The organism is Catenovulum sp. 2E275 (assembly GCF_025515275.1).
Taxonomy (GTDB): Bacteria; Pseudomonadota; Gammaproteobacteria; order Enterobacterales; family Alteromonadaceae; genus Catenovulum.
Genome location: NZ_JAOPFU010000044.1, coordinates 13,052 through 31,245, shown reverse-complemented (window position 1 = coordinate 31,245; position 18,194 = coordinate 13,052). Strand labels below are relative to the sequence as shown.

Sequence of the window (18,194 nt, the reverse complement as noted above, 5' to 3'; positions counted from 1 at the left end):
CGCTGCGTTGTGGGGGCGCATTATAGGGACAAAACAAACCCCGTCAACGCTTTTTTTGAATTTATTTCTTTTTTTTTATCGTTCGGTTAATTAACGTACAAAACAAACAAAAAAGCGGCAATTATTACCGCTTTTTCTTAATAATGATTAGATTACTTTTATAAAAAGCAATTTTTAACCCGCTCGATTAATAAAGGTGATAAACCATCTAAACCACATTCAATCCAGTTAATTAATAATTGCTCTGCGTTATAAGTATCTCCGCTATTCATTTTATCTGATAGCATTTGCACCTGTAATTGCATTCTAAGCTCTGTATCTTCTGTTGGTATGGGTTGATTTTTGATAATTTCGATCTTAATCGTAATCTCTTTTTGGCTGTCGGTATCGGCTGATAACTTTTGATTCGCTTTAATTAGATTTTGCCAAGTTAGGTTTAACTGGCTTAAATCAATTGGATTACTGGTTTGTTCAGAGTCTGCTTTTCCTACACCTAAATTTTCAAGATAGCTGAATAAAGTCGCCATTTCGGCTGTATGCTGTTGTGCTATGGCTTTTTCTTGCACAGCATCAATTTTGGCTAATAAAGACTTTTGCCATTTAATTAACCTTTCAAATTGCACTTTATTGACTGAGCTAAAATCCAGCTCATTGAGGTTGGCTTTAAGTTCGTCTGGGGTAGATAGATTCTCGGTAATTTGTTGCTCAAGTATAGATAAACTTGCACTTAGCTTGTCATAAGCTTCACCCTGCTTTTGTTTTTGAGCTTGATACTCGGCTTGTTTTTGATTAAATACCGCATCATTAATTGCCCGGAATTTACTCCAAAGCTTATTTTCTTTATGTTTACCGGCAAAACCAATTTCTTTCCATTGATTTTGTAACAGCTTTAACTCATTGGTTAATTCATTTATATCTTCGCTTGTTTTAACCTTTGCTTCTGCTTTTTCAATTAATTGTGTTTTCAGCAGTGCATTATTTTTTTGATAATCCGCGACTTTCGTTTTTAACGGATCAATCAAAGTATAAAACTTTTGGTTAATGGATTTATAAATGGATTTATCAATTGGGCCAATTTTGTTCCATTGCGATTGAATTTGAAATAATTGTTTACCAAGTTCATTTAAAGATGAATTGGTTTCAAAATTAGCTTGTAATTCGGTGAGTTGCTCTATGATTGCTTCTTTGAGTTTTAAATTTTCTTGCCTTTGCTGTTCAAGCTCGGCATAAAACGCTCGGCATGGTGCAAAAGCTTGTTCAGTTAATTGATCAAATTCTTGGTTTAACTGAGTATTTTCTGCCGAATCAACATTACCTAAAACTAGCCAAGTTTGTCGGGCAAATTTAATTTTTTCAGCCTGAGCTTGTAAATCATCCATCGGTGAATCAACTAAAGCTTTAACTTCTTGTAATAACTCCTGTTTACGCGGCAAGCCAATATAAGCTTTCCAATCCTCCAAATCTGATATTTGCTCGTTAACCTGAGCTAATTCATGTTCCACTTTGGTTTTATTCAGTTCACTCAGTTCATCATGCCATTGACTCATTTTTCGGTACAAACCAAAAGCCGCATTATATTTACCAGCTCTGATTAAACTTTTAAGCTCTCTGATTTTTGCAAACAAACGTTTTGTTTTTTTGTTTTGTTCGGCTTCAATTTCATTAACCGCCTCTTGCCATGCTTTAATCAGCGCTTTACTGCTTTGAGCTAACGAATCTGGCAATGGGAATAATAGTGCTTTTTGGTTTTTACGCCATTGCGCCAGCCATTCACGAAAATAAGCTTGCGTCGCATCATACTCTGCCAGCGAGCTTGGTATTTCTTTTTGTGACAACTGAGTTAAGCTTCTGGTAGCTTGGGCTACTTGCTCTGTAAATTGGTCAAGGTGTTGTACATTAACCTGATATTCATTTAATTGATTAAACAGGTGCTCAATATCCCGACCCGTTTCGTGGCTTTGCTCAAGTGTTAATTTACAAGATTCAATCAAATCTAATAATTGCTTTTGCTCTGCATCACCAGAATGAGAAATGGCCTCAGCGATTTTCTGATCAATAATCGTGATCTGCTGTTCTGTATTTTCAACTAAAGTTTTACGTTGCTCAATTGCATCTTGTTTTGCTTTTTCAGTTAAATACGCTTGTTTGAGTTTATCTGTCGAAGATTCTAGTTTGTCACAAATTGTCTGATATTTTTGTTTAAACTCTGCTTGTTCCTCGTCCGTTAAATAACTCAACTCAGCTTGTTTGCATTGCCATTTACTAACTAACAATTCGCCATCTTGCTGAACTTGTAAATAATCGGTTTTGTCTTTAAGCGCTAATAGCTGACTTAAAATTAAAGTAAGCTCTTTTTTTAGCTCGACTGGTTTTTCTTTAGCTAACTTAACCTGTTCAAGTTCCGCTAAGGCTAATTGTCTAACTTCAATGGATGCCGCTTTATTAGCAATTTTTTCAAGCTGTTTAGGATTGCTTTTTAGTGTCTCTATTACTTGAGCATAACAATAATGAGCAATTTCAGCTTGTGCTTCTCTGTATACTAAATCAATTAATAGTGCTTCTTTATTTAACTTTTTTAATAAGGTTAAACGTAAAGATTGATCTGAACTTCGTCGAACAACTTCCTCAAGTAACTGATTATTATGTGTGTTTAATAAAAAGTTTTTCACTTCTTCTTGGCTGCAAGTCAGTTTATTTGAATCGGCACCTAATACTGCCAGCTTCACTTTTTCTGCTGCAATTTTTTGCAAATGTTGATCAGAATCTTTTTCCATTGCGTTAACCCAAGCGGCAAATGATGCCATTTTTTCAAGGGCTTTGCGTCTTACATGCGCTTCAACATCTCGGTTAGCTATTTCATTTAAAATGCTTTGATCGTCTAATTGCTGTAATGCCTGAGCTCTGACAACCGGATCTTTATGCTGCCATTTGGGTTTAAAAATATTTTTAAAAATCATTGGAGTTAAACCTGATAATTTGCTGCTCTGCCATTTCCCTTTTTAGTTCAGCTTTGCTTTGTTCTATTATTTGGCCATTCGAGCCAATCGTAAAATGTTCTGTTGAATTTAAATGCTTAGCTTGCCAAGCCATAACCGTTTGCAAACAGGTAGATTTCTGTTCATTAGATAAAGCGATTCCGTTATCCCATTTACCTAACTCAACTGCCTGTTTTAATTTTAAATAAACAGATTCGGGCATGTTTTCTATTGTTGTTAAAAGATCCATTATTGTTTAGACCGTTTAAATAACATAATTCGGATGCGGGTTACTAAATACCAGACAAATGAAATAGCAGTCACCACTTGGGCGATTATTTTATCGTTTGATGTGCCGTCATCGGTATACCAAGCGGTGTAAGCCAAGCCACCAATAAATAAAATCAATGCAATAAATGACTGAGTCATTAAGTTTGAAGATTTTTTAATCCGGTTAATTCTGCGTTCGCTCTCAATTTTTTCCGGATCTGCTACTAAAACATGCTGACAGAACTGACAACTTTCTGCTTTATCTGAAATTTTTTTATCACACTTGGGGCAATGCATTAACGCCATAAATTAATTTTCTCGATCGTTTGAATGTTTTAACTGGTGTAAATAAGCCTGCTGGGTCGACTTAATATCTTTGCGTAATAATACAAGCGCAAATAAATTTGGCAATGTCATTAATACCACTGTAATGGTTGCTAAGTTCCAAATTAAAGTTGTATCTACAAAAGAAGCAATAAAAAAACCGACCACATAAGTTATTCTAAAATAAATAACCGAACCATGGCCAAATAAGTAAACCATAGCTCTGTCACCATAATAACTCCATGAAATTGCGGTTGAAAATGCAAACAGTAAAATCCCTATTGTTACCACATATTCGCCATATTGACCAAACCAACTTTGGCTAAATGCTTTTGCAGTGAGCGCGGTTGAATGTAATAAAGATTCCCCTTTTACAACCAATTCCTGCTCAGCTAACTTACCATCTTTTATGGTGATATTGCCATTAAACAAATGGCCACCAATATATTCAAAACGCACATTTTCCGCAATTGAACGAGCATTAATTAAAGTCACTTGTGCTGAATCAACCAACTGGCCGTTATTAATTTCTAATTCGCCCGAATATAATTCAATTTGATGTCCACTTTGCTGGTTTAACCATTTACCTAACTCTGCTTTGTCCTGAGTTGAGGTTTGCTGGTAAATACCTTGCACAAATTGCATATCTGAACGATCAAATTCATTTAAAAATTTTTGTTGCCATACGCCTGACGATAAAATCACCATACCGGTTAAAGTGCACAGTAAAATGGTATCAATAAATGGCTCTAACACGGCAACCATACCTTCTTTTACCGGCTCATCTGTTTTAGCGCTGGCATGCGCTATTGGTGAAGAGCCTTGTCCGGCTTCATTTGAAAACAAACCGCGATTCACCCCACGGTTAAATGCATAAGCAAAACTGGCCCCTAAAAAGCCCCCTGCTGCGGCGCTGCCAGTAAATGCCTGCTTAAATACAGCTAAAAAAGAAGGCACTAAATTTTGATAGTTATAAATAATCACCACTAAACCAGCAACTAAATACAATACAGCCATAAAAGGCACAATTTTAGAAGTAATTTTAGCGATTCGGGTAATGCCACCAATAATCACAAAGGCTAATAAACAAGCTAAAACACCGCCGGTTAGCATAGGTTCAACATCAAAACTGGTTTGCATGGCCATCGCAATATTATTAATTTGCGGTAATGCACCTGTGCCAAATGCACTACAGATAGTTGCAAATGCAAAAATAATAGCCAGCCATTTGGCATTTAATTTTCTGTCCATGTAATACATAGGACCACCAGCAATGGTACCGTCTTGCGTTTTTACCCGATATTTGTGTGATAAAGTGACCTCGACATACTTGGTTGTCATCCCTAAAAACGCAGTCATCCACATCCAAAATAAAGCCGCAGGCCCGCCCAAAAAAATGGCTAAACCTACACCGCCTATATTACCTGTCCCCACAGTGCCAGATAATGCCGTTGATAACGCCTGAAAGTGGGAAGTATCTCCCGATTGATTTTGATGAGATTTAGCAAATAAGGTTTGCCAGCCGGCTTTAAAAAAACGGAGTTGAGGAAAGCCAAGATATAAAGTAAAAAATAAGCCGACTGAAAGTAAAAGGTAAGGAAAATAAAAAGCTCCGCCTAAATAAGTATCTAAGCGGATTAAAAAGTCGTTAATCGATTGCACAGCAATTCCTTATAGTGCAGGTTAATTTTTTTGTTTAGTTGCAATATGTACCTGATTACGGCCGTGTTCTTTTGCGTAATAAAGAGCATGATCAGTTGTATCTAACCATTCATTATGACTTTGTGTACCAGAAGCAACCTCTGCCACCCCTAGACTGATAGTAAAATTAAACTTAATACCTTGATATTCGAGTATGCTTTGCTCAACGTACTCTCTCAACCTTTCTGCAAACACGGCAGCTTGCTCTGCTGTACTATTAATTAAAATAGCAGCAAATTCTTCACCGCCATAACGCCCAGCTATGTCTGTCTCTCTAATCGTATTAACCAAAGCATCTGATACAAATTTAATAGCTACATCTCCAGCAGGATGCCCATATTTATCATTAACTGTTTTGAAATGATCAATATCAAACATAACAAGTGAGCAAGGCTGCTCCGTTCTTTTAGCTCGTTTAAATTCACTAATTAAACACTCTTCCCAATACCCTCTATTATATAAACCTGTTAACTTATCAACTCTAGAAAGCTGTTTAAATTTTGAATTGATCGCTTTTAATTCTAATTTATTAACCGCAACATCTGTGACGTCATAAACAATTATTCCGATTCGTTCAACTTGGCCTGTCGCAGAGTCCAATGGAATAATGGTTGTATTTTGATACATAAACTCAGCTGAACCAGTAATAGGGCGATAATTTTTAAATTTAAATAAATATGGTCTTTGTTCCCAAGTGGTAAATGCTCGGGTATTGAGCTGAAACACACATTCAGCTTTATGAGTAAACCAAACTTGATTTATTTCAGGAAATACCGAAAATAAATTTTGGTTTCTGACTTCGTAAGGATTCATGCCACTGTGACTTTCCATAAAGTTATTCCACAGCTGAATATTGTACTCTCTATCAAGCACAACTAAGCCCACATCCAAATTTTGTAGCATCCCCATTAATGAATGAATTTCTTTAAATTCATCGTTCGAGATGTTTTGATTTGTCATTAATCTTCCAGCAAATAATTAACTTTATTATTTAAAACTTCGATAGCATCTTCTGCAAATAAAAGTAATAAATCACAATTAATATCATAACCTTCAATTTTATAATTAATTTCTATCGCTAATGTTTTACTCCAGCGATAGTTATTGGTTGAAATCAATTCAGATAAATTAACGTGTTGACCTAAAACAACAGGATGCCCTTGACTAAAATTAACATCGAGTTGGCTACCAATACCGCGTAAACATGCACCAATTAAAATATTGGCTACATCCATTAATAACTCAAGATCCAAGGATGTATCTAACTCATTAGAGTATTTAAGCAGTTTAGCAATATCGGATAAACTGGCATCGTTAAATATCAGCAAAGCCTCTCCTGATATTTTATTGCCAATAAATCCTTGACACACACCAGATACTTTATCCGAATTTTCGATCCCACTCAGTGCCATTCTTAATTCGTTTACCTCTATTAAGTTAACGACAGGGATAGGTAATATCACTTTAACTTCAAGTAACTTGGCTAACAAAGCTGCGGCTTGCCCCATAGCTACATTAGCTATTTCCTGATAACAATCTCGCTGATCTTCTGTTATGGATACAATATGTTTATTCACTCAGTCACTCTCATTATCAGTTAATTACAACAAACCAAAGCGTTTTAATACTTCAGCTGACTTTTCTTTACTGATAGGTTTTTGAATAAAATCCAGTGCGCCTAACTGGCTAACCTGAGTTTGAGCTTCGGGCTGAATATCGCCAGAAACAACGATAACCATAGCATTTAAATCGTGTTCTCTAATATAGGTGAGAGTTTGAATACCATCCATAACAGGCATAGTTAAATCTAAAAATACAACTTCGCCTTTACCCTCTGAAATTGCCTGAATTGCTTCTTCCCCATTACAGGCAAAGCTCACTTCAACATCCCAGTTATCAGGCAGTGCCCGGGCCATTTGTTTTCTTGCGAAACCAGAGTCATCACAAATTAATACAGAAATTGCCATAATTATTATTTTTTATTGAGTTGAGTTAATTAAACCTAGCTGATTTTAAGGCTGCCGACAACAAATTTCTAAACTTAGCTAAATTTGATTTTGCAAAACGCCTTGTAGCCAGAGTATAGTTGCACTATCTGATTAAAATCAAAGAGAAATCACGTGTTTAACTCGATTGACCATTCTAAGTATGACTTTGATCCTAGTTATGGCCTTAGTTTGACACAGTTACTAAATATTCAAGCGCCAGCCGCGCCAACTGATTTTTTGCCATTTTGGCAGCAAAAATATCAGCAAGCATTAAGTCATGCGCCTAAACCTGTATTAACCGATACCGGATTAACGCAAAACCGCCAACGAATTTTTGAGATTAGCTACCAATCTACCAATGCAATTACCATCCGAGGTTGGCTTAGTTTACCTGAATCTGGCCGGGTTGAACGTGGTTTTGTGGTTGGACATGGCTATGGAGGACGTGAATTTGCCGACACCCATTTACCGTTTGAAAACAGTGCTTATTTATATTTATGCTGTCGGGGAATATCTAAAAGTGCCACTCACCAATTTTCATCGAACCCGGCTTATCATGTATTGCATGATATTGATAAACCTAAAAACTATATTTTAGCGGGTTGTGTTGAAGACACTTGGCTTGCCGTTAGTAGTTTACTGAGACTGTATCCAGAGCTAAATGGCCATATTGGTTATTTAGGCATTAGTTTTTCAGGCGGCATAGGCGCACTAGCGCTAAGCTGTGATAATCGTATTCAAAGAGCGCATTTTAATGTGCCAAGTTTTGGACACAACTTAATTAGAATGCAACTGCCAACCACTGGCAGTGCTAAAGCTGTGCAGGAATATGCCAAAAAGCATCCGAATATTTTAACGACTTTGTCATATTATGATGCTGCAATAGCCGCCAAATTTATAAAAATACCCGTGCATATCGCCGCAGCTTTATTTGATCCTGTGGTTGCACCGCCAGGACAATTTGCGATTTATAACGCGCTTGAAAGTGAAAAACGTTTATTTATTTTAGAAGCCGGACATAGCCAATATCCAGCGCAAAAAGTGCAGGAAAAAACCTTACTCAACCAACTTAATCAATTTTTTTATTCGTTATAGCGTTTATGGTTAAAGGGAATGAATCGAGAATATTACAAACAATGGAGTAGCGAATTAAAACGCGAAATGGAGATGATAATACTCGGCCATAGTGGTCAAAAAGTATTAGTCTTTCCAACCCGTGGTGGTCGTTTTTATGAATATGAAAACTTACGTATTCCCCAAAAAATTTCAGCAAAAATTGAACAAGGTGAATTACAACTTTTTTGTGTAGACGGAATAGACAGCGAATCATTTTATTGTTTTTGGGCCCATCCTTCCGGCCGGTTAGAGCGCTATCTACAATATGAAAGATACATAATTAACGAGGTTATTCCATTTATTCACCGTAAAAACCCGCACCCAATGTTAGTAGCTCATGGCTGTAGTTTAGGCGCATTTCATGCAGCTAATATTGCATTTCGACATCCTCAGCAATTTCAACGGTTAGTCGCTTTTAGTGGCCGCTTTGATTTAACCTTAAACATTGAATACTTTAGAGATTTATTTGACGGGTTTTATAATGACGAAGTCTATTTCAATACCCCAACTCACTTTTTACCTAACCTAAACTGCACATTTCAACTCAGCCAACTTAGGCAAATGGAGATTACGTTAGTCATTGGTGAGCAAGATCCGTTTTACGAAAATAATCGACATTTAAGCGATATTTTACGTAATAAACAAATCGAGCATAAACTCTATGTTTGGCGTGAGCGCGCACACAGAGGTTATTATTGGCGTAGAATGGCACCTCTTTATCTTTAAAGTGGCACCCAAAATGGAAAATTTTCAGTAACCCACTAAACTCAAAACATTCAGATTGATTGTTCAGCACATTTTATCAGTTAGTTAAGTATTTGAAATTTAATTGAACTTTATATAAATTAGTTCACTCTTATTGAATCAAGCTAAATTTAGCAGAGGTTTTTTATGGCAGAACAAAATAGTAGTAAAATCGGGCTTTATACCGGAGTCGCTGCCGCGGTTATTCTGGGTATTGGCGCCATTTATTTTTTAAGCTCAGATAACGAAGAACCCACTCCTCAACCTATGCCTGTTACTACACCACCTCAGGTGATTGAACCAGAGCCAGTTGAAGAACCAAAACTACCAGAAGAAACACAAACCGAGTTAACAGAACAGGCAGAGATGCCTCAAATTACCGAGCCGCAAAAACCAGCTAAGCCCGAATTACCCGCTTTAAATCAAAGTGACGATTTAGTTAAAACGGATATCGAGCAGGCTTACCAGCAACCTCAAATAGAATCGCTATTTGTTGATGATGATTTAATTCGTAAATTTGTAGTATTTGTTGATAACGCAGCGCAAGGTTCATTGGCTCAGCAACATAGCCCAGTTAACAAACCAAAATCTGACTTTAAAGTAATTCCGGCCGACAATAACGAGTATATTTTAGATCCGCAATCGTATAAACGATATGACGCTTATGTCAGTATGTTTACTATGCTCAATGCAGATACCCTAATTGATTACTTTAAAAAATTCAGACCTTTAATTAATCAGGCTTATGCTGAAATTGGTTATCAGGACGGTAAATTTGAACAAAGTATGATCGAAGCCATTGATCTTGCTTTGGCAACCCCTTTAGTTGAAAACGAAATTCGGTTAGTTGCACCTTCTGCTATGTATAAATTTGCAGATCCTGAATTAGAATCATTAAAACCAATTCAAAAATTATTAATCCGAATGGGGCCAAAAAATCAGCTAAAAGTCCAAGCAGCTTTAGAAAAAGTGCGTAAACAATTAGTGAAATAACCTCACTCAAATAGCCATTAACTAATTAATAGTTAATGGCTATTTGAATAAAAAAACAGCAGCTTGAAGCTGCTGTTTTTTGTTTAGCTTTTAAATTTATTAAGCGAGTATTTATTAGGTAATTTTTTACCAACTTGACAGTGCCGGTAAAGAAAAAGTTTTACCCTGATAAGTTAAAATCACATCTTGCGGCGTTATTTGTTTAAGCACTAAACCGGCTGTAATACTCTGCCCTTCTCTAACCACTTTATTATTAACTTTAACCCAGCCTTGTTTAGCATCACTCGAATAAATATGAGTTTGAAAATCAAGCGGTGGAATTTGCATCTGAAATGCCGAATTTAATGTGGTTAATCTTGGCACTTCGGAGTCATTTTGCTGATTTAGTTCAGTTTGAGGTAATGCCATTGTTTCTTCAACTGCGGCGTTAAAACGGGCTAATAAATCAGCTGAAACCGCTTCATTTTCAGCTTCGCTTGCTAATTTAGATGACTGAATCGTATTAAATTCGGTTTCAGCTTGCTCATTTTTCGGTTCATTTTGTCCGGCTTGATTAAATCCAGTTACAGTTGTTCGCTCTGATATTTGAGCGCTTGCGCCAAGCTGAGTTTGCCTTTGCTGCGCTACTGATTCAGCGTTTATTTGAGCTTGCGCTGTATTATTTTTAAGTGCCTGTTTAAACTCAGGTACAGTTAATGAAGATAGTGTCATGCCTGTTGGCTGATTAAATTCGGTTTCCTGTTGTTCTGTCTGGCTTTGGAATTGAGTATCCGTATTATGTTGTGATTGTGTCTGTCTTTGAGATTGTAGCTGAGTCGTTTTAACGCCACTTTTTCCTTCATTTTTTCCTTCATTTTTAGCTTCGCTTTTAATGTCATTTAGCGCTTGGCCGCTCGTTGCTAAAACAGCTTGTTGCTCTAATTGTATTGGATTAGATGTGGTTGAATTAGCAAACATTAGTTTGGCTAAATAAAATCCACCAGTAAAAGTAATGATTAAAGCGATAACAATAATAGAAACAAATTTAATTTTTTGACGGCGAATTTCATCCGCAGAATCTTGCGCAAATCCTTGGTTTTCCGTAGGCTCTTGCTGATTTTGATCTTGTTTTTGCAATGCATCCATTAAAAATGACATCGAATATCCTCATTTAACCTTGATGCAAATTAGGCGTTGCAGCCAATGTAAGTTGCTGAATAAGCAACACTGTTTCTGTATCCGCAAAAGGTGTTAAAGCTAATTTATATTGATTTTGAAATTGATTAAGCTTGGCTTGTAATTGCTGATCAAACTGACCTACTTTTTTACGCGGTTTCGCCAATAACACAGACAATTGATTATCAAGCCACTGGAGTTGTGCCAAATCGCTGTTTTCATCTATTTTTCCACTAAAATCAGCCGGTGGCTGCCAAATAACTAACGCTTTTCCCCGCCAGTGTTGGTTCATCCACTGCGAATTTAGTTCAATCGATTGTTGATTAAATTGGATTTTATAATCATCCGGTCCGGCAGTTAATACGCCATAAAATACCTTGCCATTATCCTGATATAACTCAAGTAAGGCTGGAATGTCTAAATTCGTTAATTGAGTAAAACTGCCACTAAACTGATAACAGGCTAAATCATATTCAGCTAAATCAACACAAGGATTCAACCAGTCCTGCTGCTCGGGTAGTTGCCATATTTGTGCTAATTGACTAAACCCCTGTGTTAAATTGGCATCATTAGCATTGGGCTTAAACGTAATTGTTTTAACTTCTGCTGGATTAATTTGAGCCGTTGTTTCAACCGGTTTAAGCTCAGCTTTCGCCTGATTAGATTCAGCGCTATCGCCAGTCAATAAATAACTGGTACCAGCAACCACCAATATAACGCCAGCCGCAATTGCTGCATACCAAAGCTTATTAGCAGATAATTTATTGCCCGTTTTAATTTCATAATCCAAAGCTTCTGCCGCAGCTTGCTCTACAATTTTTACATCCACTTTGTCCTGATGCTTAACATAAGCACCCATTAAAGCTCGGTCACACAACAAATTAATCACTCGCGGGATCCCACCGCTTATCTGGTGAATGCGTTTTACTGCATTTTTAGTAAATAATGCTTTTTGGCAGCCTGCAACCTGCAATCTATGATTAACATAAGCAGCCACTTGCTCAAGCGTTAAAGGCAATAAATGATAACGTGCGGTAATTCGTTGTGCGAGTTGGCGAAGTTCTTGTCGTTTTAATAAAGCCTGTAATTCCGGCTGACCAATTAAAATAACCTGTAATAACTTTTTGGTATTGGTTTCTAAATTCGTTAATAGCCTGAGTTGCTCTAATACTTCGGCTCTTAAATGTTGCGCTTCATCTATAATTAATAATGCATTTTGCCCAGCTTGATGATTAGCCAATAAATATTGTTTAATCGCATCGGTTAAATCTTTAATACTGCTGTTATTTTTATCGTATTCAATGGCAAATTCATCACAAACTGTGGCTAACAACTCATGTTCGGTTAAAGTTGGATTTAAAATAAACGCGACTTTAGTTTGCTCAGGTATTTTTTCTAACAAACAACGTGAAACTGTGGTTTTACCTGTGCCAACTTCGCCGGTTAATAATACAAAACCACCGGTTTCATGCAGGCCAAAACTTAAATGCGCCAGCGCCTCTTTATGGCGTTCACTCATATATAAATAATCCGGATTCGGCGCAATAGAAAATGGAATATCCTTTAAACCAAAATAAGCTTGATACATAATATTGATTGGGCTTGTTAATCACAAAGTGGCACAATAGTAGGCCGGAACGACAAAAATTCCAAGAGGCAATCAAATGAAGGTGTATTTAGTTGGTGGCGCTGTGCGTGATCAATTGTTACAAATACCGGTAAAAGACAAAGACTGGGTTGTAGTTGGCAGCTCAGTTAAACAAATGCTAGAGGCTGGTTTTGTACAGGTTGGACAGGACTTTCCGGTTTTTTTACACCCGAAAACCAAACAAGAATACGCTCTTGCCAGAACCGAAAAAAAACAAGGCAATGGTTATACGGGTTTTATTTGTCAGGCAGATCAAACGGTTAGTTTAGAAGATGATTTACTCCGCCGTGATTTAACCATTAATGCAATTGCCCAAACCGAAACCGGTGAATTGATTGACCCTTATAATGGACAAACCGATTTAAACCACCGGATTTTACGCCATGTATCTCCAGCTTTTATTGAAGATCCGTTAAGAGTATTTAGAGTTGCACGTTTTGCTGCCCGCTTTCATCATTTAGGTTTTAGCATTGCAAGTGAAACACTTGAGCTAATGCGCCAAATAAGCCAAAGCGGTGAGTTAAACCATTTAACGCCAGAGCGGATCTGGCTTGAAACCGAAAAAGCACTGGCGACAGATAATCCACAAGTTTATTTTCAAGTTTTAAAAGATACCGGTGCATTAAATACCTTTTTGCCTGAGCTTGAAGCTTTATGGGGAATTCCTAATCCAAAGCTCTGGCATCCAGAAATTGATTCGGGTGTACATACTTTAATGGTGGTCAAAAAATCAGCTCAACTCAGTGATAAACTCACCATTCGTTTTGCTGCGCTTTGTCACGATTTTGGCAAAACCAAAACCCCTCCAGAAAAATGGCCTTCACATCATGGTCACGGCGAGATGGGCGTACCGATCATTGAAAGCGTCTGTAAAAGATTAAAAGTGCCTAACCATTACAAAGAGTTAGCTTTAGTCGTTAGTGCTTTTCACAGCCGAATTCATAAAATTGATCAACTTGATGCCAGTGCTTTAGTTAATCTACTCGATAAAATGGATGTTTGGCGCAAACCCGAGCGACTAGACGATTTTTTATTAACTTGTCAGGCAGATTTTCAAGGCAGGCTTCATTTTAATGATAAGCCCTACCCTCAACTGAATAAAGTTAAACAGATTTACCAGCTTGCGCTGAACGTAACGGCAAAACCCTTTGTAGAAGCCGGTTTTAAAGGACCTGAAATCCGCCAAGCTATGTTTGAAAAAAGGGTTGAGTTAATTAATAATTACCTGCAAAACAATTGATTTTATTACACGAATGAGTTAGTTTAACCCTGTTCACGCAAAAAATTGCAAAGAGAGATTATTTTATGACATTTACCAAGGCTCAAATTAACCTGCACCATCATCATTTTTCCGTATAGCCTTCGGTATATATGGAAGGCTGAGTATTATCGCCTTCCAGAGTTTGTCTTATATTAAACCCTCGGAAGGTAACTTTCGGGGGTTTTTTTATACCCAAATTTTTTATGACGGGTATTTTAACGCTTTAAAAACGTGTTTAAAGGTTAAAAATCGACCATAAACACATAAAATACAGCTAAATAGGTAAAAGCCAATCAATAAAGCTGCAATTTTAGAGTTGATAGGTATAATTGCAGCCTTATCCGTTTATTGTAGATCGCAATAACCTGTGGCTTGCAAGCTGACATACAAAATTACATAAACAGTTAAACAAATAAAGGTAGCAACAGATGTCAATATACGACGCTGTTATGGCCATTCCGCGAAGTGGCCGAACATTTGAAAATTTTATTGATACACTCAGCACAAAAGCCAGTGGTTTAGCTGCGCCGGATGCGCTGATCAAGGCGGTAAAAGCAGGCAAAAAACGAAAACACCAAGACTATGCCATTGCCAGCCAATATTTAGCAGAATTAAAAGATAGCCCGGTTGCCAATCATTTAGGATTATTTATTGATCGCAAACGTGAAGAACGTCCGTATCGTGTTGGTTTTTTAGGTGCAGATGTAAATGTTCAGGGTTTAAATGTTCGGGTAGAAGGCGACGAGCCGCATAACTGTTCATCTTTAGTAGGTTTAGGCGAAGCCGATATTGCCGTGGCAGGTTTAGATGAATTATTAGCGGTTACTCATAACTCGTTAAATGCTTCAGCAACCAAATGGGGCATGTATAACTACAACCTGAAAAAAGAACAAAAAGTACGGGTTGCCGGTTCTGCCATGTTAACCCGATTTAACGATGTTATTGGTCGTCCGGTACAAGATATGGTTGGTTTTTTCTTAATTGCCAAACAAAAACCAGACGGCATAAACAGCAGTTATCCAAAAGATTATTTACAACACTTAGAACATCATAAAAATAAAGTATTTGTAAAAGGCCGTTATGCTGAAAAAGTGCATAAAACTTACCCAAAACTCAACATTGAGCCAGTGCACGATGTTGAAGATGCAGTAAACGACAGCAATACCGGCGATGTCGGATTAGAGATAGTACAAACTGGCTCAACTTTAAGACGCAAAAATTTAGTGTTATTAGGCGCGCCACTGTTTTTATCTGAAAGTTTATATGTTGTTGATTATTACAAATACAATAAAAAAAGTGATGAAGGTTTAATTCAGCTATTGGATATGCTTAATCCGGTTGGTTATTTTGAAACCCAAAGACTGGAACAATTTGCATTTTGGTATCACGCCCTACAAGAAAACTTAGGCGATAACTGGATTAATAAACCGGCTATTACCGATATATTTTGTAGTCAACAAGATGCCATTCGCGGGCTTAGACCATATAGTTTAAAAACCCGTTATTGGACACCGTCTGATAGTTATAAACGCGATGATGCATTTCAGTTTGTCGAAAGCTCACTGAACCAGTTGCAAGAGATTTACACCGACGTTTTAAACGGCCGGCTTTGATTTATTTAGAGGTGAAACATGCAAACGCTTGACTGGAATTTATTAGATTCAACTCAGCAATCAGCTATTTTAGAGCGCCCCGCATTAGGCGACAGTGCAAAACTTTCAGCTTTGGTCAGCGATATTATTCATCAGGTAAAAACTCAAGGCGATGAGGCAATTCATGCTTTAACTGAAAAGTTTGATGGTTTAAAACTAACTAACTTACGGGTTTCGCAAGCTGAAATTGATGCATCAGAAGATGAGCTGGGTGATGAGATTAAACACGCTATTCAGTTAGCAAAAGCTCAAATAGAGAGCTTTCATCAGGCTCAAGTGGCACCCGTTGTAAAAGTAGAAACCAGCCCAGGGGTAATTTGTGAATTACATACCCAGCCTATTGAATCGGTTGGTTTATATATCCCGGGCGGAACAGCCCCGTTACCATCAACCGTATTAATGCTGGCAACGCCTGCTCGGATTGCTGGTTGTAAACGTTTGGTTTTAACAACACCTCCGGGTAAAGATGGCAAAATCAAAGCAGAAATTCGCTACGCAGCCAAAATCTGTCAAATTGATGAACTGTATATGGTGGGTGGTGCGCAAGCGATTGCAGCGTTAGCTTATGGTACGCAGAGCATTAAAAAGGTTTTAAAAATTTTTGGTCCGGGTAATAGTTTTGTGACAGAAGCTAAACAACAAGTTAGCCAAGATCACAAAGGGGCAAGCATAGATATGCCAGCTGGACCATCTGAAGTTTTAGTGATTGCGGATGAATACGCAAACCCTGAGTTTGTTGCAGCAGATTTATTATCACAGGCCGAACACGGTAAAGACTCTCAAGTGATTTTAGTGACTAACTCGCCAGAGCAAGCACAAGCTTGTGAAGCAGAAGTTAATCGTCAGGTTGCATTATTACCACGACAAGAAATTGCACAAGGTGCGCTTTCTCATAGCCGAATTATTATTACAGACTCGATAGCGCAATCTATTGCGGTGAGCAATCAATATGCGCCTGAGCATTTAATTGTACAAACCCAAGACGCACGAGCTTTATTACCTCAGCTTGAAAACGCAGGCTCAGTATTTTTAGGTGCATTTTCTCCAGAATCAGCCGGTGATTATGCCAGCGGCACGAATCACGTGTTACCGACTTACGGTTATACCAAAACTTACAGCAGTTTAAGTTTAGCTGATTTTACCAAGCGTTATACAGTGCAGGAATTAACCGCGCAGGGTATTCAAAATATTGGTCCGGCGATAATGCACTTAGCCGCAGCAGAAAGCTTAGATGCGCACAAAAATGCAGTCGCTGTTCGTCTGCAATATTTATCACAGTCTAAAGATGGAGCAACATCATGAGTTTGGCCGAGCAATTAACGCGTCAAAATATTAAAGGCTTAGTTCCTTATGCATCGGCTCGCCGCAGCATGTCTGGTGGCAGCATTTGGTTAAATGCTAACGAGTCGCCTTTTGCCAATGAATACCAACTCGACTGCTCTGTGTTAAATCGTTATCCGGATTTTCAACCAGCCGGATTAATTAATGCTTACGCTGATTATGCCGGAGTAACTAATAAACAAGTATTAGCAAGCCGCGGGGCTGACGAAGCGATTGAGTTATTAATCCGTACATTTTGCGAAGATAATGAATCAATTATGATTTGTCCGCCAACTTATGGCATGTACGCAATCAGTGCTGAAACCTGTAATATCAATACCAAAAAAGTACCGTTAAATCCGGATTTTTCGCTTAATTTAGCTGAAATGGAAAATAATAAAGCAGATGTAAAACTGGTTTTTATCTGTACACCAAATAACCCAACCGGCAGCCTGATTTCGCACCAGCAAATAAAAGCCGTTCTGGACATGTTTAAAGATAAAGCTATCGTAGCAATTGACGAAGCTTATATTGAATTTTCCCCAGAAAGCACAGTAGCAAGCTGGATTAACGACTACCCTAACCTTGCTATTATGCGCACGCTGTCAAAAGCATTTGCATTAGCTGGTATTCGTTGCGGTTTTACATTAGCCAATCAAAATATTATTGAAGCTATGAGTAAAGTGATTCCACCTTACCCAATTAGCTGGCCGGTTGCTCAAATTGCATCACAGGCGTTATCAGCCCAAGGCATTAGCCGGATGCAAACACAACTTGAACAGATTAATGAGCAAAAGGCTCGAATTGCACAAGCGTTAACTGAACTCGATTATATTTACGAAGTGCTGCCAAGTGCCTCTAATTTTATTATGTTCAGAACACACGCTAAAAAAGCCATTTTTGATAAACTTATCGAAGAAGGCATTTTAATCCGAGATTACTCAAGCCAAGTGATGCTGGACAATAGTTTACGTATTTCAGTTGGCAGCAAAGAAGAAACAGACGCTTTATTGTCTGTTATGCAAGCTTTTAAAGCTTAATTGTTAG

14 protein-coding genes, 1 pseudogene and 1 other annotated feature are annotated in these 18,194 nt (G+C 37.7%); of the genes and pseudogenes, 7 read left to right on the top strand and 8 right to left on the bottom strand.

Translation table 11 applies throughout. The annotated features are described in order from the left end of the window. Positions 1–158: 158 nt before the first annotated feature. From N7931_RS16155 to N7931_RS16130, 6 genes and pseudogenes are all read right to left on the bottom strand, one after another. Positions 159–2,957, bottom strand: coding sequence for a DUF349 domain-containing protein (locus N7931_RS16155; protein WP_262795387.1), 2,799 nt, complete (start codon positions 2,955–2,957; stop codon positions 159–161). After that, positions 2,947–3,225, bottom strand: coding sequence for a YeaC family protein (locus tag N7931_RS16150; RefSeq protein ID WP_262795386.1), 279 nt, complete (start codon positions 3,223–3,225; stop codon positions 2,947–2,949). The genes N7931_RS16155 and N7931_RS16150 overlap by 11 nt, the downstream gene beginning before the upstream one ends. Continuing rightward, positions 3,225–3,551, bottom strand: a complete 327-nt coding sequence (locus N7931_RS16145; protein ID WP_262795385.1) for a zinc ribbon domain-containing protein — start codon at positions 3,549–3,551, stop codon at positions 3,225–3,227. Before N7931_RS16145 ends, N7931_RS16150 begins: the two co-directional genes overlap by 1 nt. Before the next feature lie 3 nt (positions 3,552–3,554). After that, the gene (locus tag N7931_RS16140) at positions 3,555–5,231 is read right to left on the bottom strand and encodes an alanine/glycine:cation symporter family protein (protein ID WP_262795384.1); all 1,677 of its coding nucleotides are present in this window, start codon (positions 5,229–5,231) and stop codon (positions 3,555–3,557) included. Between the two features lie 21 nt (positions 5,232–5,252). After that, positions 5,253–6,230 carry a sensor domain-containing diguanylate cyclase gene (locus tag N7931_RS16135; RefSeq protein ID WP_262795383.1) on the bottom strand — a complete coding sequence of 326 codons (978 nt, stop codon included), beginning with the start codon at positions 6,228–6,230 and terminating at the stop codon, positions 5,253–5,255. Next, positions 6,230–7,237, bottom strand: a pseudogene (locus N7931_RS16130) (response regulator). Before N7931_RS16130 ends, N7931_RS16135 begins: the two are co-directional and overlap by 1 nt. A gap of 210 nt (positions 7,238–7,447) precedes the next feature. Here N7931_RS16130 and N7931_RS16125 point away from each other — a divergent pair. The 3 genes from N7931_RS16125 to N7931_RS16115 all read left to right on the top strand — a co-directional run bounded on the left by N7931_RS16125 (position 7,448) and on the right by N7931_RS16115 (position 10,111). Continuing rightward, positions 7,448–8,353 (top strand): acetylxylan esterase, encoded by a 906-nt coding sequence (locus N7931_RS16125; protein WP_262795382.1) that lies wholly within the window; start codon positions 7,448–7,450, stop codon positions 8,351–8,353. Positions 8,354–8,371: 18 nt separating this feature from the next. Next, positions 8,372–9,100 (top strand): esterase family protein, encoded by a 729-nt coding sequence (locus N7931_RS16120; RefSeq protein WP_262795381.1) that lies wholly within the window; start codon positions 8,372–8,374, stop codon positions 9,098–9,100. 165 nt (positions 9,101–9,265) lie between these two features. After that, on the top strand, positions 9,266–10,111 hold the full coding sequence (locus N7931_RS16115) for a DUF3014 domain-containing protein (RefSeq protein ID WP_262795380.1): 846 nt from the start codon (positions 9,266–9,268) through the stop codon (positions 10,109–10,111). A 126-nt stretch (positions 10,112–10,237) separates the two neighbouring features. Here the strand turns inward: N7931_RS16115 and N7931_RS16110 are convergent, their stop codons facing one another. Together N7931_RS16110 and N7931_RS16105 are read right to left on the bottom strand one after the other, a co-directional pair. Continuing rightward, complete coding sequence (locus N7931_RS16110; RefSeq protein WP_262795379.1) at positions 10,238–11,248, bottom strand: general secretion pathway protein GspB; 1,011 nt, start codon at positions 11,246–11,248, stop codon at positions 10,238–10,240. Positions 11,249–11,261: 13 nt separating this feature from the next. After that, positions 11,262–12,854, bottom strand: coding sequence for an ExeA family protein (locus N7931_RS16105; protein ID WP_262795378.1), 1,593 nt, complete (start codon positions 12,852–12,854; stop codon positions 11,262–11,264). A gap of 76 nt (positions 12,855–12,930) precedes the next feature. Here N7931_RS16105 and N7931_RS16100 point away from each other — a divergent pair, with 76 nt between their 5' ends. The 4 genes from N7931_RS16100 to hisC all read left to right on the top strand — a co-directional run bounded on the left by N7931_RS16100 (position 12,931) and on the right by hisC (position 18,187). Further along, positions 12,931–14,154 (top strand): multifunctional CCA addition/repair protein, encoded by a 1,224-nt coding sequence (locus N7931_RS16100; RefSeq protein WP_262795377.1) that lies wholly within the window; start codon positions 12,931–12,933, stop codon positions 14,152–14,154. Between the two features lie 97 nt (positions 14,155–14,251). Further along, positions 14,252–14,365 (top strand) — a sequence feature (His leader region). 238 nt (positions 14,366–14,603) lie between these two features. After that, positions 14,604–15,788: a hypothetical protein gene (locus N7931_RS16095; RefSeq protein ID WP_262795376.1), complete on the top strand. Its 1,185-nt coding sequence runs from the start codon at positions 14,604–14,606 to the stop codon at positions 15,786–15,788. A gap of 18 nt (positions 15,789–15,806) precedes the next feature. Continuing rightward, positions 15,807–17,129 carry a histidinol dehydrogenase gene (gene hisD, locus N7931_RS16090; protein WP_262795375.1) on the top strand — a complete coding sequence of 441 codons (1,323 nt, stop codon included), beginning with the start codon at positions 15,807–15,809 and terminating at the stop codon, positions 17,127–17,129. After that, positions 17,123–18,187 (top strand): histidinol-phosphate transaminase, encoded by a 1,065-nt coding sequence (gene hisC, locus N7931_RS16085; RefSeq protein ID WP_410369358.1) that lies wholly within the window; start codon positions 17,123–17,125, stop codon positions 18,185–18,187. Before hisD ends, hisC begins: the two co-directional genes overlap by 7 nt. Positions 18,188–18,194 lie beyond the last annotated feature (7 nt).